The sequence below is a fragment of the Streptomyces sp. NPDC005576 genome (genome assembly GCF_042871745.1).
Classification (GTDB): Bacteria; Actinomycetota; Actinomycetes; order Streptomycetales; family Streptomycetaceae; genus Streptomyces.
In genome coordinates, this window is sequence record NZ_JBIAJC010000011.1 from 117,963 (window position 1) to 137,438 (window position 19,476).

The window sequence follows — 19,476 nt, forward strand, 5'->3', positions numbered from 1 at the left end:
GTCGCGGAGGCCGGCAGGCTCGCTATCGCCGGTAGTCGACCGCCTCGGTCCCCAGCACGTTCAACAGGGCCAGCGCCTCGGCGTCGGACGACCCCAGCGGTGCGCTGTAGAGCACCAGATGCTGGTCGCAGTCGGTGAGAGCGAGGCTGTCGCAGTCCACGGTGACCTCGCCGACGACGGGGTGGTGGAAGGTCTTCCTGAGCGTCGGGGCGGCCTGCACGTCGTGCCGCTCCCACAGACGGGCGAAGTCCGGGCTGCCGTCGCGGAGTTCGTCGACCAGGTCGGTCACGTCGGGGTCGGTCGGATAACGGGCCGCGGTGGCACGCAGCTCCTTCACCACGTGGTGCCGGAACTCGGAGGCGTCGGACACCCCGTAGAGAGGGCGGCCGGGCCGTCGCTCCCCGAGGAAGGCGCGGCGGGCGAGGTTGCGTTCCTGGCGGGTGAGGGCCGCGAAGTCCTCCATGAGAGCGGCGGCGAGGCCGTTCCAGGCGAGTACCTCGAACGCGGCGGACATGACGATGCCCGCCGTCTGCGGCAGTCGCTCCAGGAGGGTGAGGACGCTCGGCCGGACATCCCGCCGGTGCAGCCGGTTGCGGAGCGGCGCGGTGCCCGCCAGGACATGGAGGTGTTCGGTCTCGGCGTCGGTGAGCCGCAGTGCACTCGCTATCCCGGCGAGGACCTCGCCCGACGGCCGGGGCGCGCGGCCCTGCTCCAGACGGACGTAGTACTCCGTGGAGATGTGCGCGAGGACCGCGGCCTCCTCGCGGCGCAGTCCGGGGGTCCGCCGACGCGGTCCGGAGGGGAGACCGACGTCTTGTGGCGGGAGCCGTTCGCGGCGGCTGCGGAGGAACGCGCCCAGTTCCTGTCTGTCCATGGCCCCAGTGTGCACGGGGTACGGCGCTGTTCCCTGGTACAGCCTGTGCCTGTATCCGGTCCGGCCGTCCGCCCAAGACTGCTGACATGACGAAGCCCAGAGAATTCCCCCCTGCCGGCCTGCTCACTTCCAAGGTCGTCCTCATCACCGGCGCGAGCCGCGGCATCGGCGCCGCGGCGGCCAAACTCTTCGCCCGCGAAGGGGCGGTCGTGGTCCTCGCGGCCCGTTCGACGAGCGCCCTCGACGAGATCGTCACCGGCATCCGGGCTGGCGGCGGCGTGGCCCACGCCGTCCCCATGGACCTCGCCGACCGCGTGAGCATCCGCGCGGCCGTCGACCGCGTCGAGGAACTGCACGGCAGGTTGGACGGCGCCTTCAACAACGGTGCGGCGATCCAGCATCCCGGCCCGCTCGACACCACCAGCGACGAAGAGATCGACGAGCAGTTCACCGTGAACTTCCGGGGGCACTGGACGGCCATGAACGCGCAGGCGGCCCTCATGCGGCGGGGCGGCGGTGGCGCCATCGTCAACACGTCGAGCATCGGCAGCCGCCGTGCCAACCCGGCCCTGCCGGCGTACGGCGCGATGAAACGGGCGCTCAACAGTCTCACCGAGACCGCCGCGGTGAGCTGGGCCCGCGACGGTATCCGCGTCAACGGCCTGACCCCGGGCGCCACCGCCACCGAGATGATCGACAGCTGGGAGGCGCAGACCCCCGGCATCAAGGCGCAGCTGACCACGTCCATCCCGCTGGGGCGGATGGCGGAGCCGCACGAGGTCGCGGAGGCCGCCGCGTGGCTGCTCAGCGACCGTGCGGCGATGGTGACGGGCGTGATGCTGCCGGTGGACGGCGGGGCAGGCGCCTGACGGCAGGCGCCCGGCCGACGTGTCGCGGACTTCGGTGCGGTGAGGAGCACCGACGGGGCCGTCGGTGCGAACCGCTCAGAGCCGCGCCGCCTTCAGCGCCATGTGCAGCAGCAGCCGGTCCTCGCCGTCGTTGAGGTCCAGCCCGGTGAGCTGCTGGATCCTGGAGAGCCGGTAGTAGAGGGTCTGGCGGTGGATGCCCAGCTCGGCCGCCGTCCGGCTCGCCTGCCCCGCGAGGTCGAGGAAGGTCTCCGCCGTGCGGGCCAGCTCCGCGTGGCCCGGGGCCAGCAGCGCCACCACCGAGGGGTCCGGGCCGGTGGGGGAGCGGGGCAGGGCGGTCAGCAGGCGGTACGGGCCGATGCCGGACCACTGGGCGACCGGGCCGAACCGGGGCTCGGCCGCCGCCGCGCGGGCCGCCGACTCCGCCTCGTGCCAGGCCCCGGCCAGCTCGGCGAGGCCCCGGCGCGGAGCGGCGACCCCGGCGGTCGCCGCGCGGCCGGCGTCGGCGCGCAGCCGGCCGGCCGCCGAGTGGGCGGGGCCGGGCGAGTCCGTGGAGCGCAGCCGTACGAGCGCGGCCAGGCGCGGCGGCTCGGCTGCCGGCGGCGCTCCCGCCGGGGAGCCCACCACCGAGAGCGCGGCGGCCGACGGGACCGTACGGGCCGACGGGGTGTCGTCCGCCGTCCACGGCAGCACGCAGACCATCGCGTGCGGGCCGTCCGCATCGGTGCCGAGCGCCTCCCGGAGCGCGGTCAGCGCCATGTCCCGCTGCCAGCCGTGCCCCGCCGTGAGGGCGGCACCCAGTTCGCGGGAGAGGTCGGCGCCGGCCCGCGCCTCCTCCGCGAGGAGCGCGCCGATCCGGTCCGCCACCTCCATGGCCGCCGCCAGCCGTTCATCGGTGGGGCCGGGCTCGGTGTCCAGCAGCCATACGTACCCGAGCACCACGCCCCGGTGGCGTACCGGGAGGCAGATCCGGCCACGGTTGACCCCGGCCTCCGGGCCCGCCGGAATCCGGACCGGACCGGTCGCCCGGGTGATGCCGAACCCCTCGAACCAGGCGCGGACCGCCGGGGTGGAGCGGCGGGTCAGGATCGACCGGGTGCGGACGGGGTCCATGGCGGTGTCGTCGTCGCTGTCGTGCGCGCCGAAGGCGATCAGTCCGAAGTCACGGTTCTCCAGGGTGGCGGGCGCGGTCAGCAGCCCGGAGATCTCGTCGACGAGTTCCTGATAGTCGCCCTTCATCCCGCCATTCTCGCACCCTTCAGACAGATGTCTGAGGTGGTGAGCACGGATGCGTGACAGCTGTCGATGGCACACGATCGGTGACATCCATAGATTTCACCGTGGTTCTCCGTGACGTCACGGTCCGGACCGGTCCGGTGGTTTTCGCCCCGTTCTCCCGGCCCGTACAGGGACACGGACGGCCGTTCACGCAGTCGTTCATCCGTACTTATGTGGAGGTGCCCCGTGCTGGGTCCCGTGATTCTCGCCGCGTCGCGCAGCGACCGCATGCGCCGGTTCATCTCGGCCGCACCGGGCACCAAGCAGGTCGTCGACCGCTTCATCGCCGGTGAGAACGTCGACCACGTCCTCCCGGTCGTGCAGACCTCCGTCGACAAGGGCCTGGAACTCACCCTCGACGTGGTCGGCGAGGACATCACCACGCCCGCTGAGGCCGCCGCCGCACGCGACGCCTACCTGGAGCTGGTCGGCCGTCTGAAGGACCTGGGCCTCGGCACCAAGGCCGAGATGTCCGTCAAGCTCTCGATGTTCGGCCAGGCCCTCGAGGGCGGCCACGAGCTGGCCCTCGCGAACGTCCGGCCGGTCGTCGAGGCCGCCGCGGCCATCGGCACCACGGTCACCCTGGACGCCGAGGACCACACCACCCTCGACTCGATGTTCGCCATCCACGAGGAGCTGCGGAAGGACTTCCCGCAGACCGGCTGCGTGATCCAGGCCTACCTGTTCCGCACCGATGACGACGCCCGCCGCCTCGCCGCCGCGGGCAGCCGCGTGCGTATCGTGAAGGGTGCGTACAAGGAGCCCGCCTCCGTCGCGTACCAGGACAAGGCCGAGATCGACAAGGCGTACGTCCGCATCATGAAGATCCTCATGGAGGGCGACGGCTACCCGATGATCGGGTCGCACGACCCGCGTCTCGTCGCCATCGCCCAGGAACTCGGCCGCCAGGCCGGCCGCAAGCTCGACGAGTACGAGTTCCAGATGCTCTACGGCATCCGCAGCGACGAGCACGTCCGCCTCGCCGCGGAGGGCCACCGGATGCGTGTCTACACCGCGTACGGCACCGACTGGTACGGCTACTTCATGCGCCGCCTCGCCGAGAAGCCGGCCAACCTCCTCTTCTTCGCGCGCTCCATCCTCACCAAGGGCTGATCTCGCCCCGGCGGTCCCCACCCCGACGAACCAAGGAGACAAGGCACTCATGGATGCTGTCACCCAGGTCCCCGCGCCGGTCAACGAGCCGGTCCACTCCTACGCCCCGGGTTCCCCCGAGCGCGCCCGCCTGGAGGCGAAGCTCAAGGAGCTCGGCGAGAACCCGATCGACCTCCCGCTGACCATCGGCGGCGAGAAGCGGATGGGCGGCGGCGCGCGCTTCGACGTCGTGCAGCCGCACAACCACCGCGCCGTCATCGGTACCTTCGCCGGCGCCACCGAGCAGGATGCCAAGGACGCGATCGACGCCGCCCTCGCCGCCGCGCCGGCCTGGCGCGCGATGGCCTTCGACGACCGCGCCGCGATCATCCTGCGTGCCGCCGAGCTGCTCTCCGGGCCGTGGCGCGAGACGATGGCCGCCTCCACGATGCTCGGCCAGGGCAAGACCGCCCAGCAGGCGGAGATCGACACCCCCTGCGAGCTCGTCGACTTCTGGCGCTTCAACGTGCACTACGCGCGCCAGATCCTGGCCGAGCAGCCGCCGGCCAACTCCACCGGTGTGTGGAACCGCATGGACCACCGCCCGCTGGAGGGCTTCGTCTACGCGATCACGCCGTTCAACTTCACCGCCATCGCGGGCAACCTGCCGACCGCCCCGGCGCTCATGGGCAACGTCGTCGTGTGGAAGCCGTCCCCGACGCAGACCCACTCCGCGGTGCTGCTGATGCAGCTCCTGGAAGAGGCCGGTCTGCCCAAGGGCGTCATCAACCTGGTGACCGGCGACGGCATCGCCGTCTCCGAGGTGGCCCTGAACCACCGCGACCTGGCCGGTATCCACTTCACCGGCTCGACCCCCACCTTCCAGCACCTGTGGAAGACGGTCGGCAACAACATCGCCACCTACCGCACCTACCCGCGTCTCGTCGGCGAGACCGGTGGCAAGGACTTCGTCGTCGCCCACCCGTCGGCCGACCAGGCCGTCCTGAAGACCGCGCTGACCCGCGGCTCCTTCGAGTTCCAGGGCCAGAAGTGCTCGGCGTCCTCGCGCGCCTACGTTCCGGCCTCCATCTGGAACTCCGGCTTCAAGGAGAAGTTCGCAGCCGAGGTCGACGCCATCACCATGGGCGACGTCACCGACCTGTCGCACTTCATGGGCGCCGTCATCGACGAGCGCGCGTTCGCGAAGAACAAGGCCGCCATCGACCGCGCCGCCGCCGACCCGGCGTGCACGATCGTCGCGGGCGGCACCTACGACGACGCGGTGGGCTGGTTCGTCCGGCCGACCGTCATCGAGTGCACCGACCCGGAGAACGAGGTCTTCACGACCGAGTACTTCGGCCCGATCCTCGCCGTCCACGTGTACGAGGACGACCAGTACGACGCGATGCTCGACCAGATGGAGTCGGTCTCCGACTACGCCCTGACCGGTTCCGTCATCGCCAACGACCGCGCCGCCGCGGCCCACACGATGGAGAAGCTCCGCTACGCGGCGGGCAACTTCTACATCAACGACAAGTCGACCGGTGCCGTCGTCGGCCAGCAGCCCTTCGGTGGCGGCCGCGCCTCGGGCACCAACGACAAGGCCGGTGCGCCGCAGAACCTGCAGCGCTGGACGCTGACCCGCGCCATCAAGGAGACGCTGGTCGCGCCGACCGAGTACACCTACCCCCACCAGGGCTGACGCTCCGGGGGCGCCGCCTCCGTGCCTCGATCACCAGGCCGTCGCCCCACCCAGAACCCCGCCCCTGTCCGGCACCCCCCCTGCCGGACGGGGGCGGTCTGCGTTTCGCCCGTCCGGCGGGCGGCGGGCCGGCGCTCAGCCGCGCTGCCGGGGCACCGCGGACGGCGTGCCCCACGTATCCGGCCGCCAGACACCCGAGCGGCGCAGGGCCGCCGGGCAGTGCCGGAAGATCTCGTCGATCTCGACCAGCAGCGCCAGCTGCGGCCGGGTGCCCTTCGCGTCCGCCAGTTCGTCGAAGAACGGCGCGTCCCGCAGGACCCGTGCGCGGCCGTTGACCCGCAGCACGTCCATGACGCCGGGTATGAAGTAGAGCAGGCCCACGTGCGGGTTGCTCAGGATGTTGCGGAAGCCGTCCGCGCGGCGGTTGCCCGGCAGGTCCGGGAGTACGAGGGTGCGCTCGTCCAGGACGAACGTGAACCCCGGCTCCCCGCCCTTGGGCGAGGCGTCGCAGTTGCCCGCCGCGTCCGAGGTGGCGACCGTGCACAGCGGGGACTGCCCGAGGAGCCGGAGGTCCTCCTCCGTCAGCCTGTCGTGGACCTTCTCGATGACGATCGGGTGCGGGGCGCCGAGGAGTCCGGTCAGTTCCTCGGGGGCGGTGAGCTCGACCCAGCCTTCGCGGGAGAGCGGGGCGGCGGCGGACGGGGCGGCGGCGGGCGCTGCGGTGCTGAGGTGCAAGACGGCTTCCTGGCAGGTGACCTGGCGGTACGTACGGGCGGAGCCGGCGCCGGCCCGTATGGATGGCTCCATCTGGCCGGATCTGGACGGTGGGCCAGCGGATCATTCCGACCCGGACCGGTTTTTTCCGTACACCCTTACGATGTTAGGGTCACCTTACTGTAAGCCCTCGGGTGATCTCCTGGCGGGCATTCCCCCTGCGTGGAACCGGTTCCCGGCTGTACGCGGAGCCGTTGAGGAGCGAACGATGCCGGACGCGATACCGGCCACCGCGACAGGTGCCCGGTGACCCCGGCCTCCGCCACCCTGCCTTCGGCGCGCACCGCACCGCCGACCGGTGGCGTCAGCCGCAGGGGGTCCCGCCCCGCGCTCGCCGCCGGTCTCGTGGCCGCGCTGGTGGTGCTCGTACTGATCGCCGGAGTCAGCCTCGCCGTCGGATCGGGGCACGTACCGCTCGCCGACGTGTGGCACGGCCTGGTCACTCCCGACGACGCCCGGCGCGCCGACGTCGTCGTGCGGACGGTCCGCATCCCGCGCACCGTCGCCGGAGTCCTCGCCGGGGTCGCCCTCGGCCTCGCCGGGGCGCTCATGCAGGGCGTCACCCGTAACCCGCTGGCCGACCCGGGACTGCTCGGCGTGAACGCCGGAGCCTCCGCCTTCGTGGTCCTCGCCATGGGCGTCCTCGGCCTCACCGCCCCCGGGCAGTACATCTGGTTCGGCTTCGGCGGCGCGCTGCTCGCCGCCCTCTTCGTCTACGGCATCAGCTCGGTGGGCAGGGACGGGCCCACCCCGGTCAAGCTGGCGCTCGCCGGTGCCGCGACCACCGCCCTCCTCGGATCGCTCACCACGGCGATCCTGCTGACCGACAGCAAGACCTTCGACCAGTTCCGCTTCTGGCAGGTGGGCTCGCTCTCCGGACGGGAGACCGACGCGCTCTGGCAGGTGCTGCCCTTCATCGTCGTCGGCTCCCTCCTCGCCTTCGCCCTCGGTCCCCAGCTCAACGCCCTCGCCCTCGGCGACGACGTGGCGCGCGGCCTCGGGCAGCGGGTGGGCCCTGCCCGCGCCGCCGCCGCCCTCGCCGTGGTACTGCTCTGCGGTGCGGCGACCGTGATCGCCGGACCCATCGGGTTCGTCGGACTGGTCGTCCCGCACGCCGCCCGTCTGATCACCGGCCCCGACCACCGCTGGGTCCTCGCCTACAGCGCGGTCCTCGCCCCGGTCCTGCTCCTCGCCGCCGACATCGTCGGCCGTCTGGTGGCCCGCCCCGCCGAGGTGCAGGCCGGCATCGTCACCGCGGTGATCGGCTGCATCCCCTTCATCGTCCTGGTCCGCCGCCGCAAGCAGGTGGAACTGTGACCGCCCCCGCCGCACCTCCTGCACCCCCCGCGCACGCCGGGGCCGTACGCGAGGTGGCCCGGGTGCGCAGGGCCGGTCGCGTCCGCTACCTGTCCGTCTGCGTGGCCCTCGCCGTCGCCACCGTCGCCGCCCTCTGCGCCTCGCTGGCGTACGGGGACATGGCGGTGCCGCTCTCCGACGTGGTGGCCGCCCTCACCGGGCGGGCCGACCCCGCCACCTGGTTCATCGTCGGGGAACTGCGGATGCCCCGCGCCCTCATGGCCATCCTGATCGGAGTCGCCTTCGGGCTCTCGGGCGCGGTCTTCCAGAGCCTGCTGCGCAACCCGCTGGCCAGCCCCGACGTCATCGGCATCAGCTCGGGAGCCTCGGTCGCGGCCGTGCTCGCCTCCTCGCTCTTCGCCGTCAGCGGGGTCCTGCTCTCCGCGTGCGCGCTGGCCGGAGCGCTGCTCACCGGGGCGCTGATCTACGCGCTCGCCTGGCGGCGCGGTGTCACCGGCGCCCGGCTCGTCCTCGTCGGCATCGGGATCGGCGCCGGACTGTCCAGCGTGGTCTCGTACCTGATGACCCGCTCCGAGGTCACCGAGGCGCAGTCGGCGCTGCTCTGGCTCACCGGCAGCCTCAACGGCCGCTCCTGGGACCTGCTGCGGCCGCTGGCCTGGGCGCTCGTGGTGCTGCTGCCGCTGCTGTACCTGGCGGCCCGGCAACTGCCCGTGCTCCAACTCGGCGACGACACCGCCGCCGGACTGGGCGCCCGCACCCAGCGGGGCCGGACGGTCCTGCTCGCCTGCGCCGTCGCCCTGGCCGGGGTGGCGACCGCGGCAGCCGGACCGGTCGGGTTCGTCGCCTTCGTCTCCGCGCCGATCGCCCGTCGGCTGGCCCCCGGGCGGGGCGCCTCACTCGTCGCCTCCGGGCTGACCGGCGCGCTGCTGGTCCTGGTCGCCGACTTCGCGGCACAGCACGTGCTGGACCTCGTGCGGCTGCCCGTCGGCGCCTCGGGGCAGCTGCCCGTCGGGGTCGTCACCAGCGTGATCGGTGCCCCGTACCTGATGTGGCTGCTGGTCCGCTCCAACCGTGCGGGACAGGGCGGATGAGCCGGCCGCCGGCCTCCGCCGCCACCCGCGCGAGCAGGACCGGCACGGACCACCACGGATCACAGGACCACCAAGGGACCAGCGGGAAGGAGCACCGCGTGAGCGCGGAACACAGCCTGGGGGCGCGCGGGCTGCGCCTCGGATACGGCAGCCGCGACATCGTCGAGGACCTCGACATCGACATCCCGCCGGGCCGCGTGACGATGATCGTGGGCCCCAACGCCTGCGGGAAGTCCACCCTGCTGCGGTCCCTGGCCCGGCTCCTCGCCCCCTCGGCGGGCACCGTCCTGCTGGACGGCGAGGACATCCGGTCGATGCCGACCAGAGCCGTCGCCGGAATCCTCGGCATCCTCCCGCAGACCCCGGTGGCCCCCGAGGGCATCACCGTGGCCGACCTGGTCGGCCGGGGCCGCTACCCCCGCCAGGGCTGGCTGCGTTCCCGGACCGCCGAGGACGACGCGGCGGTCGCCGAGGCACTCGTCGCCACCGACGTGCTGGAGCTCGCCGAGCGCCCGGTCGACGAACTCTCCGGCGGTCAGCGCCAGCGTGTCTGGATCGCCATGGCGATCGCCCAGCACACCGACGTGCTGCTGCTCGACGAGCCGACCACCTACCTCGACATCAGCCACCAGCTGGACGTCCTCGACCTGCTCACCGACCTCAACCGGGAGCGCGGGGTGACGATGGTCGCCGTGCTGCACGACCTGAACCTCGCCTGCCGGTACGCCGACCACCTGGTCGCGATGAAGGACGGCCGGATCGTCGCCGAGGGCCGCCCCACCGAGATCGTGACCGAGGAGCTGGTCACGGAGATCTTCGGGATGCGCTGCTCGGTCGTCCCCGACCCGGCTTCCGGCACCCCGATGATCGTGCCGATCGGCCGCCACCACGTGCCGGCGACTGCTCGCGAGGGCGCGGCCGCGCCCTGAACGCCCGGCGGCCCAACCCGCCCCGGAGCGGAGCGAATTGCACGCTTACCGCACCCCCGTACGCGAAGGAAAATAAGGTTAGGCTAACCTCACGGTATGAAGATCGTGCGTCTCCGGAACCCCCTTGCCCGTCGTTCCGGCATCCCCACTCGCTCCCGCGCCTCCCTCGGCCTGCTGGCACTCCCGCTCGCCGCCGTGCTGATCGGCGCGACCGGCTGCTCCTCCGACGACTCCGGCGACTCGGGTGACTCCGCCAAGGACGCGGCGTCCACCGCCTCTGCCTCTGCCGGCGCGTTCCCGGTGTCCGTCGACACCAAGTTCGGCTCCATCACGGTGAAGGAGCAGCCCGAGCGGGTCGTCGCACTCGGCTGGGGCGACGCGGAGACCGCCCTCGCCCTCGGCGTCCAGCCGGTCGGCGAGAGTGACTGGCTGGCCTTCGGCGGTGACGGCGTCGGCCCCTGGGCCAAGGGCCTCTACACCAAGAGCCCCGAGAAGATCGGCACCATGGAGCCGGAGTACGAGAAGATCGCGGCGCTCAAGCCCGACCTGATCCTCGACACCAAGTCCAGCGGTGACCAGACCCGTTACGACACCCTCAGCAAGATCGCCCCGGTCATCGGCGTCCCGAAGGGCGGCGACCAGTACAAGTTGTCCTGGGAGCAGCAGACCGAGATGGTCTCCACCGCGCTGGGCAAGAAGGCCGAGGGTGACAAGCTGATCAAGGGCGTCGAGGACAAGTTCGCCGCCGCGGCGAAGGCGCACCCCGAGTTCAAGGACAAGACGGTCACCCTCGCCTCGAAGACCTCGGTCGGCTGGGGCGCGTACGTCTCGGGCACCGGTCGCGTCGACTTCGTCGAGCGGCTCGGCTTCAAGAACAACCCGGTCATCGAGAAGCAGGCTGGTGACGCGTTCTCGGTCAGTGTGTCCGAGGAGAACCTCGACCAGTTCGACGCCGACCTGCTCGTACTGGCGCCCATCGGCGTCACCCCCGCCCAGGTCACCTCCGACGCCCTGTACAAGAAGATCCCCGCGGTCGCCGACGGCCACGCGATCGTCTTCGACCAGGACGGTCTGAGCCAGGCGTTCGCCACCGACTCGATCCTCTCGACCTCCTACGCGATCGACCACGTCGTCCCGGAGTTCGCGAAGTACGTCCAGAAGTAGGTACGGAAGCCGGGCGCGGAAGCCGGGCACGGAAGCAGGAACCACCCACGCGGGCCACCGGGTCGGGGGGACGGGCGCACGGTCGCGCCCGTCCCCCCGACCCGGTCCGTTTTCCCCCGGGCGGGGCGGGGTGGGCCGGCCGCCGGGTCCGGCCCCGCCCGCCGACCGTGCGCTCGTGGGCGGGCACGATCCCGTGCGGTGCGGGCGCTCCCGGGGGGAGTCGCAGGGGGCGGGGGTACACCCGCCGTCTCAGATAGTAGGAAGTCCGAGTAATTGTGGAGACAGAGTGCTCCGGGTGTCCTACTTTTGTAGAAGCCGAACGATTCGCTCCTACCAGCGACTGGTGGTGAGCGGGCACGCCCGATGCAGGCCACCCCTGCGGCGTCCGCTCCCGTACCTTCCGGCGTTTCCCACCCGGTTCCGGCGTCCCCGGCGGCTGTACGTCACCCGCCGCCGTACCTCACCGGAGTCCGGCCCCGGTCCGCGCGCGTTTCCCGCGCCGCCGGTCGTACCCCGATACCCGTGACACCCCACCACCGGTAGCACCCGTGACACCCGTGACACCCGTGAGATCAGTGATCCCGTGACATCCGTGATTTCCAGGAGGCGTTCCCCCATGGCAGAGACCACCGTCCGCCGCCGCGTCCGTCACACTCCCCGCCCCACCGAAGCCGAGCGCCAGAACGCCGCCGCGGCCCTCCAGCGCGCCCTGGACCGCCGGGACAACGGCGGATCCACCGGCCACTGACGCCGACGGGCCCGAAGGCTCCCCTCCGCAGCCCCCCCGGGACGGGCGGGCGGGAGCCCCGGACCTGCGGCGACCGGTCACCGCAGTCGCCGACCGGCAGTCGGAGACCGTGCCGGATCAGCCGCGGCTGACCTCGAAGTGGTCGATGCGTGCGCCGGACTCGGCGAGCGCGGTGACCTTCATCTTCGGGTGCGGGCCGACCGAGACCTCCACCGCGAGGAAGGAGTAGCCGGTGTACCGCACGCGGGACCACTCCACGGTCTCCGCCGCGTGCACGCCACCCTTGGCCACGTAGTACGTGTCCACGCTCTCCTGGTCCTTGACGTGCCCCTCGTAGGTGTCGGGCGCCGGAAAGTTGTAGAGCGACTTGCCCGCGCCGCCGGCCGTGACGTACACGATGCCGTCGCGGGTCGGGTCCGTGCGCTCGCCGATCGGCACCTTGCGGGAGACCACGTTCTTCAGGATCGCGTCCGTGCGCTCGTACACGTGGTTGTGGCCGTTGATGACCAGGTCCACCTGGTGCTTCTCGAACAGCGGCACCCATGCCTCGCGGACCCCGCCCTCGGAGGCGTGCGCGTTGGTCGTCGAGAAGGCGCAGTGGTGGAAGAAGACCACGACGAAGTCGACGTCCCTGCGGGCGCGCAGCTCGCCGAGGCGGCGGTCCAGCCACTTCGTCTGCTTGCCGCCGCTGATGCCGAGGTTCGCCGGGATCTCGTTCGAGACGTCATTGGCGTCCAGCGCGACGACGGCCACGTTGCCGTGCACGAACGAGTACACGCCGGGCTGGCCCACCGGGTCGGGGCCGTTGTCCGGCAGCGTCCAGCGGGCGTTCTGGCCGCCGTAGCCGTCGGGGGAGTACCAGGCCTCCATGTCGTGGTTGCCGGTCGTCACCATCCACGGCACCGTCTTCGCGACGGTCTCCGTCTGGGCCAGGAACTGGTCCCAGGTGCGCGCGTCGTAGGTGTCGGTCTCCTGGCCCTGGCCCGACGGGTCGGCGTAGCAGATGTCGCCGGCGTGCAGGTGGAAGGCCGGGTTCTGACCGAGCAGCAGCTGGTCGTTGCCGAGGGCGTGGTAGCTCACGCCCTGGTCGCCGAAGGCCGTGAAGGTGAAGTTCTCGGCGCGCGACGGCGCGGTGGTGAACGTACCGAGCGAGCCCAGGTTGCGGGTGTCGGCCGGGTCGAAGCCGTCGTGGCCGACGCCGTAGTAGTACGTGGTGCCGGGCTGCAGGCGCTCCAGGCTCGCGTGCACGTAGAACTGCTCGGCGGCGGCGATCGCGCCGTTGTTCAGCGTCGGCGTGGTGAGGTGGCGCACCTCGGCGTCGATGCGGCGGCTCAGCGACCACGGCTTGAGGCCGATGCGGATGTACGGGCGCTTCACGGCGAACGGGACCTGCCACGCGACGCTCATCTGCGACTTCGGGTCGGCGCCGTACGCGAGGTGGCGGCCGAACGGGGCCACCAGCGAACCGTCCACCTGCGTGGTGGAGCGCGGGATGAGCACGGTCGGGTCGTTCTTGGAGGAGTTGGCGGCGGCGGGCGAGGCGGTGAGGAGGCCGGTGCCCAGGCCGGCGCCGGCGACGGCGGCGGTCGCCACGCTCGTACGGAGCACGCCGCGGCGCGTCAGCTTGGTGCGAAGGTACTCGTGCTGCTCCGCCATGCTCATGCGGGCGGCGAGCTTCTCGGGGATTCCGAAGCGAGGGATGTCCATGGCCAGAACATCTACTTCCGGAGTGTCCCGATCTCGTCCGTGAGGTGAACGGCACGCGTACAGCTCACCATGTGTCCGTATAGTGGACGGCTGGTGTCATGGGATGGGACGCGCGGATAGGGTGCCTTCATGTCTCGCAGCATCAATCTCGCAGTGATCCCCGGTGACGGAATCGGCCAGGAAGTCGTTGCCCAGGGCCTCAAGGTCCTCAACGCCGTCCTCCCGCAGGATGTGAAGCTGGAGACCAAGGAGTACGACCTTGGCGCCCAGCGCTGGCACCGCACGGGTGAAACCCTCCCGGACGCGGAGCTCGAATCCCTCAAGGGCCACGACGCCATCCTGCTCGGCGCGATCGGTGACCCCTCGGTCCCGTCCGGCGTGCTGGAGCGCGGGCTCCTGCTGAAGCTGCGCTTCGCCTTCGACCACTTCATCAACCTGCGGCCGTCGAAGCTCTTCCCGAACACCGCGACCCCGCTGGCCGGCCGCCCCGACATCGACTTCGTCGTCGTGCGCGAGGGCACCGAGGGCCCGTACACCGGCAACGGCGGTTCGCTGCGCACCGGTACGCCCGCCGAGGTCGCCACCGAGGTCAGCGTCAACACCGCGTACGGTGTCGAGCGCGTGGTCCGGGACGCCTTCGACCGCGCCGCGGCCCGCCCCCGCAAGAAGCTGACGCTGGTCCACAAGAACAACGTCCTCGTCTTCGCCGGGCACCTGTGGAAGAACACCTTCGACCGGGTCGCGGCCGAGTACCCCCAGGTCACCACCGACTACCTGCACGTCGACGCGGCGACGATCTTCTTCGTCACGCAGCCGGAGCGCTTCGACGTCATCGTCACCGACAACCTCTTCGGCGACATCCTCACCGACCTCGCCGCCGCCGTCACCGGTGGTATCGGCCTGGCCGCCTCCGGCAACATCAACCCGACCGGGGCCTTCCCGTCGATGTTCGAGCCGGTCCACGGCTCGGCCCCCGACATCGCCGGCCAGGGCAAGGCCGACCCCACGGCCACGATCCTCTCCGTCGCCCTCCTGCTGCGCCACCTCGGCCACGAGACCGAGGCCGCGCGCATCGAGGACGCCGTCTCCGCCGACCTGGCCGAGCGCGACGGGAAGACCCGCACCACCGACGAGATCGGCGACGCGCTCGCGGTACGCGTAGCAGGCTGACCCGACGACTCTCCAAGAAGCCGCCGGGTCGCGAAAGCGCCCGGCGGCTTCTTCACGTGCGGCCCCGGGTGCCACCATCGATCCGGGACCGCACTCCCGCCGCGTTTCGTGCCCGGCCCTCCCCGCGTGATAATCGAACGTGGGGCCGCGGCTCATGGCACTGCTCGGACGTCCTCGCGCTCTGCTCGCACCTGCGGGCGGGGACGGGCGGGAGCACGGTCCCTCACACACAAGAACGGTGAAGGACACGCACTCATGACGACGCCCACGATCGAGCTCAAGCCCACCTCGTCCCCGCTGTCCGACGCGGAGCGCGAGGCGATCCTCGCCGCCCCCGGATTCGGCCGCCACTTCTCCGACCACATGGTCACCATCCGGTGGACCGAAGGCCGCGGCTGGCACGACGCTCAGCTCGTTCCGTACGCCCCTCTCTCCCTCGATCCGGCGACCATGGTGCTGCACTACGCCCAGGAGATCTTCGAGGGACTGAAGGCGTACCGGCAGCCCGACGGCACCGTCGCCACCTTCCGCCCCGAGGCCAACGCCAAGCGCTTCCAGCGCTCCGCCCACCGCCTCGGCATGCCCGAGCTGCCGGTGGAGACCTTCATCGAGGCCTGTGACGTGCTGGTCCAGACGGACAAGGCGTGGGTCCCGGCACACGGCGGCGAGGAGTCCTTCTACCTCCGCCCGTTCATGATCGCCACCGAGGTCGGTCTGGGCGTGAAGCCCGCCAACGAGTACCTCTTCCTCGTCATCGGCTCCCCGGCCGGCGCCTACTTCCCCGGCGGCGTGAAGCCGGTCTCCATCTGGCTCTCCGAGGACCGCGTCCGCGCGGTCCCCGGCGGCATGGGCGACGCCAAGACCGGCGGCAACTACGCCGCGTCCCTGCTCGCCCAGGCCGAGGCCAGTGCCAGGGGTTGCGACCAGGTCGCCTACCTCGACGCGGTGGAGCACAAGTGGGTCGAGGAGCTCGGCGGGATGAACCTCTACTTCGTGTACGACAACCACATCGTCACCCCCGCCCTCACCGGCTCCCTGCTCGCCGGCGTCACCCGTGACTCCCTCCTCACCGTCGCCCGCGACCTGGGCTACACCTCCGAGGAGGGCCGGGTCTCCATCGACCAGTGGCGTGAGGACAGCGCGAACGGCACCCTGAAGGAGGTCTTCGCCTGCGGCACCGCCGCCGTGATCACCCCCGTCGGCACCGTCAAGTCGGCCGGGGGCGAGTGGACCCAGGGCGACGGCACCCCCGGCGAGATCACCCTCAAGCTCCGCGACCGCCTCCTGGACATCCAGCGCGGCACCGCCGAGGACACCCACGGCTGGATGCACCCGCTGGGCGACTGACGCCCGGGGCGCGGCCTTCGTACGTACGGCGCACCCGGGTCGGCCGGGTGCGCCGTACGTACGAAGGGAAGACCCCCCGCCCCCTACTCCCGCTCCCCCCGCACCAGCTCCGCCACCTCGTCGAGCGAGTCGACCGACCAGTCCGCCGTGGCGCGGACGGCCGGGTCGTCGGCCCACCAGTGGCCCCACGGCCCGCGCCGCAGGTGGGCGGTGCGCAGGCCGGCGGCGTGGGCGGGGAAGACGTCGTTGGCCGGATGGTCGCCGACGTACAGGGTGCTCTCGGAGCGGGTGCCGGAGACACCGAGGACGCGGGCGAAGAAGGCGGGCTCCGGTTTCGCGGCGCCCCACTCCTCGGACATCACGACGAGGTCGGCGGGCAGGTCCAACGCCCGCAGCGACACCCCGGCGCGGGCCGTCTGGTTCCCCGCGACGATCACCCGGATGCCGAGTTCGCGGAGCCCGCCGAGGGCCGGCCGTACGTCCGGGTAGAGGTCCGGCTCGTCCAGGTACTCGCCCCGGCCGGCCGCCCCACGGGCCCGCCACTCGGCCTCGACGTCGATGCCGGGGCGTACGAGCCGCAGCGCGTCGGAGTTGTCGCGGCCCTGGGTCACCACCGCCCCCACCAGAGCACTCAGGGTGTGGCGGGGCACGTCCAGCCAGTCCGCCCACGAGTTCCAGTACCGGTTGTCGTTGGTCAGCGTCTCGCCGACGTCGAAGACGATGGTCTCGATCACCGGGTCAACCCTACTGGGCCGCCGGAGCGGGGAGCCCGGCCCCCGCGGCTTCGCCCGCCCCTGTTTCGTCCGGACTCCGGCGGGCAGGCGCCCTTCTGCAGGCACTGCCGAGGTGACCTACGTTGGCAGTGACAGTTCGTCCATCCGAGGAGGCCCCGTGACTGACGGAAGCAAGGACAAGGTCAAGGGCAAGGCCAAGGAAGCCATGGGCAAGATGACCGGCAACCACAGCAAGGTCGCCGAGGGCAAGGCCGACCAGGCCAAGGGGGCCGCGAAGGACGCCGTGGACGACGCGCGCAGGGACCTGCGTGACAGGTCCGGTCCGAAGGACCCGCTGATCACCGACGACGAGTGAGTTCTCCCCGTCGCCTCCCGGGCCCCCGCCTTGTTTCTCCGGCGGGGGCCCGGTGGCTTTGCGGGCGGGGGATACCAGCCGGCCGAGCCGCCGCTCCGGCCGGAACCCACTCCTCCGCCGGTGAACGCAACGTACGCAAGTACCCCGGATCGTTGCCCTTCGCGCCCTTGTCCGCGCTCCCGGGCGTACGGCACGGGAAGCGGCGGCTGGCTGACCTGCTGGGCACTTACGCGGTCATGATCGAGCAGTACGCCCGGGAGCGGGCCGAAGCCATGGCCGAGAGCGATGAGTCCCTGGCCGCCCGGGACGACGCGTTGGGTGTCACCGTCCTGAATCCGTCACCGCAGCGGGCGGCCCATGCAGGACGGACTCACGGGAGGCGGTGACCCTGGACCCGTCTGGACCCGAACGGGTGGGAATGGCGGTTCGCCTGGCGAGTGGGGTGCCGTTTTCCTTAGGCTGCCTCGGCATGAAGGGGCCGGCCGTCAGGGGCCGCCTCACGCTGATAGGCGCAGGAGAACACCCGGTGGACCGCTACAGCAAGGTCGGCAAGTTGGTGCGGGACCGGATTCCGCAGATCATCCGCGAGGACGGGGCGGACCCGGTCACCTACGTCGCGGGTTCGCAGGAGTACCGCGACCGGCTCCGGGACAAGCTCTGCGAGGAGGCCGCCGAGGTGCTGGAGGCCGCCGATGAGAAGGCGCCGGAGGAACTTGCGGACGTCCTGGAGGTCGTGCACGCGCTCGCCGCGGACCTGGGCATCGACACGGACCAGTTGGAGAAGATCCGCGAGGCCAAGGCGAGTGAGCGCGGCGGCTTCGCGGAGCGCATCGTCTGGACCGGCAACCGCTGAGAGCCTCGCCGAGAAGCTGCTACGCGGATTCCGCACCACTTCTTAGGCGGCTGGGGATTTTGGCGGGTTTGCGGCTTCGTGCACCAGTCCGTAGGTGACTGGGCACGTTCCTCCGTGCGCTCCTATGCGGCTGGTTTGTGCAGGACCACATGGCAGACCCCGGGCAGCGGCAGCACCGGGACACCCTGGGCGGGCTGGAGGCCGGCCTGGCGGGCGAGGACGCTGATCTCGCTGGGAGCTATGCCGCGCTGGAAGGTTCCCTTGGCTTGACTGGACCAGAACCCGTCGTGATGGACGCTCCAGTCGCCGTCTGCGGCGGCCTTGGTGATTTCCTCGGGTGAGCGGGTGACGACCACGACATGTCCACCGGGGCGAGCGAAGGAGGCGGCGTCCTTGAGGGCCTGGATCCGCTGCCAGGGGTCGGGCAGCACGTTGAGGACGAACATTGAGGTGACCAGGTCGAATTTGGTCCGTTCGGGGCGGGGCCAACCGAAGTCTTCGTGCGGGTCGAAGCCTTCGGCCTCAAGGCCCGCCGAGCGGTAGTGGGCCACGTCGGCGCCGCGGCCGCAGCCATGGTCCAGGACGCTGCGGATGCCGAGCGGGCCGGTCAGGTGCGCGGTCACCGCCCGGGAGGCCGGAGAGGGGGCCTGGCGGCTCATCGCGGTCTTATGGGGCTGGTAGCCCCGCCGGGCCGGGGTCGCGGCGGGCCCGGCGCTGGTCAGCTCGCTCAGGGAGAAGAGGACGTCGTCCGGCTCGCCGGCCTGCAGAGTGAGGGGTAGGTCGATCAGCAGCGCGGAGTGGTCGGTGAACGCGGAGGGACCGCTTCGCACCGCAGCGTCCACGGTGACGGTGGTCGTCTGCGTCAAATGGCTGCTGAGCAGGACGAGATCGCAGCGGAAGCGGCTGGGCTTGCCGTTGAAGACCCGCTCAAAGGTGAAGGTGGGCACCTGATCGGCGGTGGTGTCGACCAAGTCCGCGTCCTGCATCAGCTGCTCCAGGACGCGTCGTTCGGCGTCGGTGGTGAAGGTGCTGGTCTCCTCGCCGAAGAGACCGTCTTCGGGTCGGCGGGCGAGGTTGAAGTCCCCGCAGATCACAAGCGGGTGCCCCTTCTCGGCCGTGGTCAGCGCGGTAAGTTCGGTCAGCTGGGCGGCCCGGGAGGCACCGGCATAAGCATCAAGGTGCACCTGGTAGACGACCAACCACTCCAGCTCGATGCGTTGAACCCACGGGGCCGGGGTGGCCACCGTCGGCGGGGCGAGGTCCTCGCTGATCCAGGCGGCCAGGCGCCCGTCCCCACCGGCGAAGGTGAAGCCTCCTAGGACCGGCGGCGTCCGGTCGGCCGGCTTGAACGGCTCCTGCGCGACCATGACTTTCACGCCGTGTTCGCGGAGCCAGGCGGCAAGGTTCGCGCGGGCGCCGGAGGTGCCGAGACGCTTGTTGAGGTTGACCGAGGCCAGCAGCACTAAGGTCCTCCA

Annotated in this window: 19 protein-coding genes; 13 read left to right on the forward strand and 6 right to left on the reverse strand. The window is 71.4% G+C overall.

From position 1 onward, the window contains the following. Positions 1-22: 22 nt before the first annotated feature. Entirely contained in the window at positions 23-874 is an 852-nt protein-coding gene (locus tag ACFYPN_RS20960) for a helix-turn-helix transcriptional regulator (RefSeq protein WP_358762825.1), read from the reverse strand. Between the two features lie 86 nt (positions 875-960). On the opposite strand from ACFYPN_RS20960, the gene ACFYPN_RS20965 reads away from it, so the two are divergent. Next, a complete protein-coding gene (locus ACFYPN_RS20965) occupies positions 961-1,743 on the forward strand; it encodes an SDR family NAD(P)-dependent oxidoreductase (RefSeq protein WP_389300015.1) in 783 nt (260 codons plus the stop codon). A gap of 75 nt (positions 1,744-1,818) precedes the next feature. Here ACFYPN_RS20965 and ACFYPN_RS20970 read toward each other — a convergent pair whose 3' ends face one another. Beyond that, complete coding sequence (locus ACFYPN_RS20970) at positions 1,819-2,979, reverse strand: PucR family transcriptional regulator (protein ID WP_389300018.1); 1,161 nt, start codon at positions 2,977-2,979, stop codon at positions 1,819-1,821. Positions 2,980-3,204: 225 nt separating this feature from the next. Here ACFYPN_RS20970 and ACFYPN_RS20975 point away from each other — a divergent pair, with 225 nt between their 5' ends. Both ACFYPN_RS20975 and pruA read left to right on the forward strand, forming a co-directional pair. Beyond that, a complete protein-coding gene (locus tag ACFYPN_RS20975; RefSeq protein ID WP_389300020.1) occupies positions 3,205-4,131 on the forward strand; it encodes a proline dehydrogenase family protein in 927 nt (308 codons plus the stop codon). Between the two features lie 49 nt (positions 4,132-4,180). Continuing rightward, positions 4,181-5,812, forward strand: coding sequence for an L-glutamate gamma-semialdehyde dehydrogenase (gene pruA, locus ACFYPN_RS20980; RefSeq protein ID WP_389300023.1), 1,632 nt, complete (start codon positions 4,181-4,183; stop codon positions 5,810-5,812). A 135-nt stretch (positions 5,813-5,947) separates the two neighbouring features. On the opposite strand, the gene ACFYPN_RS20985 is transcribed toward pruA, so the two are convergent. After that, positions 5,948-6,619 (reverse strand): MSMEG_1061 family FMN-dependent PPOX-type flavoprotein, encoded by a 672-nt coding sequence (locus tag ACFYPN_RS20985; RefSeq protein WP_389300025.1) that lies wholly within the window; start codon positions 6,617-6,619, stop codon positions 5,948-5,950. A 213-nt stretch (positions 6,620-6,832) separates the two neighbouring features. Here ACFYPN_RS20985 and ACFYPN_RS20990 point away from each other — a divergent pair, with 213 nt between their 5' ends. The 5 genes from ACFYPN_RS20990 (at position 6,833) to ACFYPN_RS21010 (ending at position 11,835) form a co-directional block, all read left to right on the forward strand. Beyond that, positions 6,833-7,903: a FecCD family ABC transporter permease gene (locus tag ACFYPN_RS20990; RefSeq protein WP_389300026.1), complete on the forward strand. Its 1,071-nt coding sequence runs from the start codon at positions 6,833-6,835 to the stop codon at positions 7,901-7,903. Beyond that, entirely contained in the window at positions 7,900-8,994 is a 1,095-nt protein-coding gene (locus ACFYPN_RS20995; protein WP_389300029.1) for a FecCD family ABC transporter permease, read from the forward strand. The genes ACFYPN_RS20990 and ACFYPN_RS20995 overlap by 4 nt, the downstream gene beginning before the upstream one ends. 98 nt (positions 8,995-9,092) lie before the next feature. Then, on the forward strand, positions 9,093-9,923 hold the full coding sequence (locus ACFYPN_RS21000) for an ABC transporter ATP-binding protein (RefSeq protein ID WP_389300032.1): 831 nt from the start codon (positions 9,093-9,095) through the stop codon (positions 9,921-9,923). Between the two features lie 96 nt (positions 9,924-10,019). After that, positions 10,020-11,087, forward strand: coding sequence for an iron-siderophore ABC transporter substrate-binding protein (locus tag ACFYPN_RS21005; protein WP_389300035.1), 1,068 nt, complete (start codon positions 10,020-10,022; stop codon positions 11,085-11,087). Positions 11,088-11,703: 616 nt separating this feature from the next. Next, positions 11,704-11,835 carry a hypothetical protein gene (locus ACFYPN_RS21010; RefSeq protein WP_266709469.1) on the forward strand — a complete coding sequence of 44 codons (132 nt, stop codon included), beginning with the start codon at positions 11,704-11,706 and terminating at the stop codon, positions 11,833-11,835. A 117-nt stretch (positions 11,836-11,952) separates the two neighbouring features. On the opposite strand, the gene ACFYPN_RS21015 is transcribed toward ACFYPN_RS21010, so the two are convergent. After that, positions 11,953-13,542: a metallophosphoesterase family protein gene (locus ACFYPN_RS21015; protein WP_358756526.1), complete on the reverse strand. Its 1,590-nt coding sequence runs from the start codon at positions 13,540-13,542 to the stop codon at positions 11,953-11,955. Between the two features lie 129 nt (positions 13,543-13,671). Here ACFYPN_RS21015 and ACFYPN_RS21020 point away from each other — a divergent pair, with 129 nt between their 5' ends. Next, positions 13,672-14,712: a 3-isopropylmalate dehydrogenase gene (locus ACFYPN_RS21020; RefSeq protein ID WP_358756528.1), complete on the forward strand. Its 1,041-nt coding sequence runs from the start codon at positions 13,672-13,674 to the stop codon at positions 14,710-14,712. A gap of 255 nt (positions 14,713-14,967) precedes the next feature. Further along, on the forward strand, positions 14,968-16,059 hold the full coding sequence (locus tag ACFYPN_RS21025) for a branched-chain amino acid aminotransferase (protein ID WP_389300039.1): 1,092 nt from the start codon (positions 14,968-14,970) through the stop codon (positions 16,057-16,059). Positions 16,060-16,142: 83 nt separating this feature from the next. Here the strand turns inward: ACFYPN_RS21025 and ACFYPN_RS21030 are convergent, their stop codons facing one another. Then, a complete protein-coding gene (locus ACFYPN_RS21030; RefSeq protein ID WP_389300041.1) occupies positions 16,143-16,793 on the reverse strand; it encodes an HAD family hydrolase in 651 nt (216 codons plus the stop codon). A gap of 157 nt (positions 16,794-16,950) precedes the next feature. On the opposite strand from ACFYPN_RS21030, the gene ACFYPN_RS21035 reads away from it, so the two are divergent. From ACFYPN_RS21035 to ACFYPN_RS21045, 3 genes are all read left to right on the forward strand, one after another. Beyond that, complete coding sequence (locus tag ACFYPN_RS21035) at positions 16,951-17,148, forward strand: CsbD family protein (RefSeq protein ID WP_389300044.1); 198 nt, start codon at positions 16,951-16,953, stop codon at positions 17,146-17,148. Between the two features lie 152 nt (positions 17,149-17,300). Then, on the forward strand, positions 17,301-17,534 hold the full coding sequence (locus ACFYPN_RS21040; protein ID WP_358756536.1) for a hypothetical protein: 234 nt from the start codon (positions 17,301-17,303) through the stop codon (positions 17,532-17,534). A gap of 83 nt (positions 17,535-17,617) precedes the next feature. After that, positions 17,618-18,001, forward strand: a complete 384-nt coding sequence (locus ACFYPN_RS21045) for a nucleoside triphosphate pyrophosphohydrolase (protein ID WP_358756538.1) — start codon at positions 17,618-17,620, stop codon at positions 17,999-18,001. A gap of 122 nt (positions 18,002-18,123) precedes the next feature. On the opposite strand, the gene ACFYPN_RS21050 is transcribed toward ACFYPN_RS21045, so the two are convergent. Beyond that, the gene (locus tag ACFYPN_RS21050) at positions 18,124-19,464 is read right to left on the reverse strand and encodes a methyltransferase domain-containing protein (RefSeq protein ID WP_389300046.1); all 1,341 of its coding nucleotides are present in this window, start codon (positions 19,462-19,464) and stop codon (positions 18,124-18,126) included. Positions 19,465-19,476 lie beyond the last annotated feature (12 nt).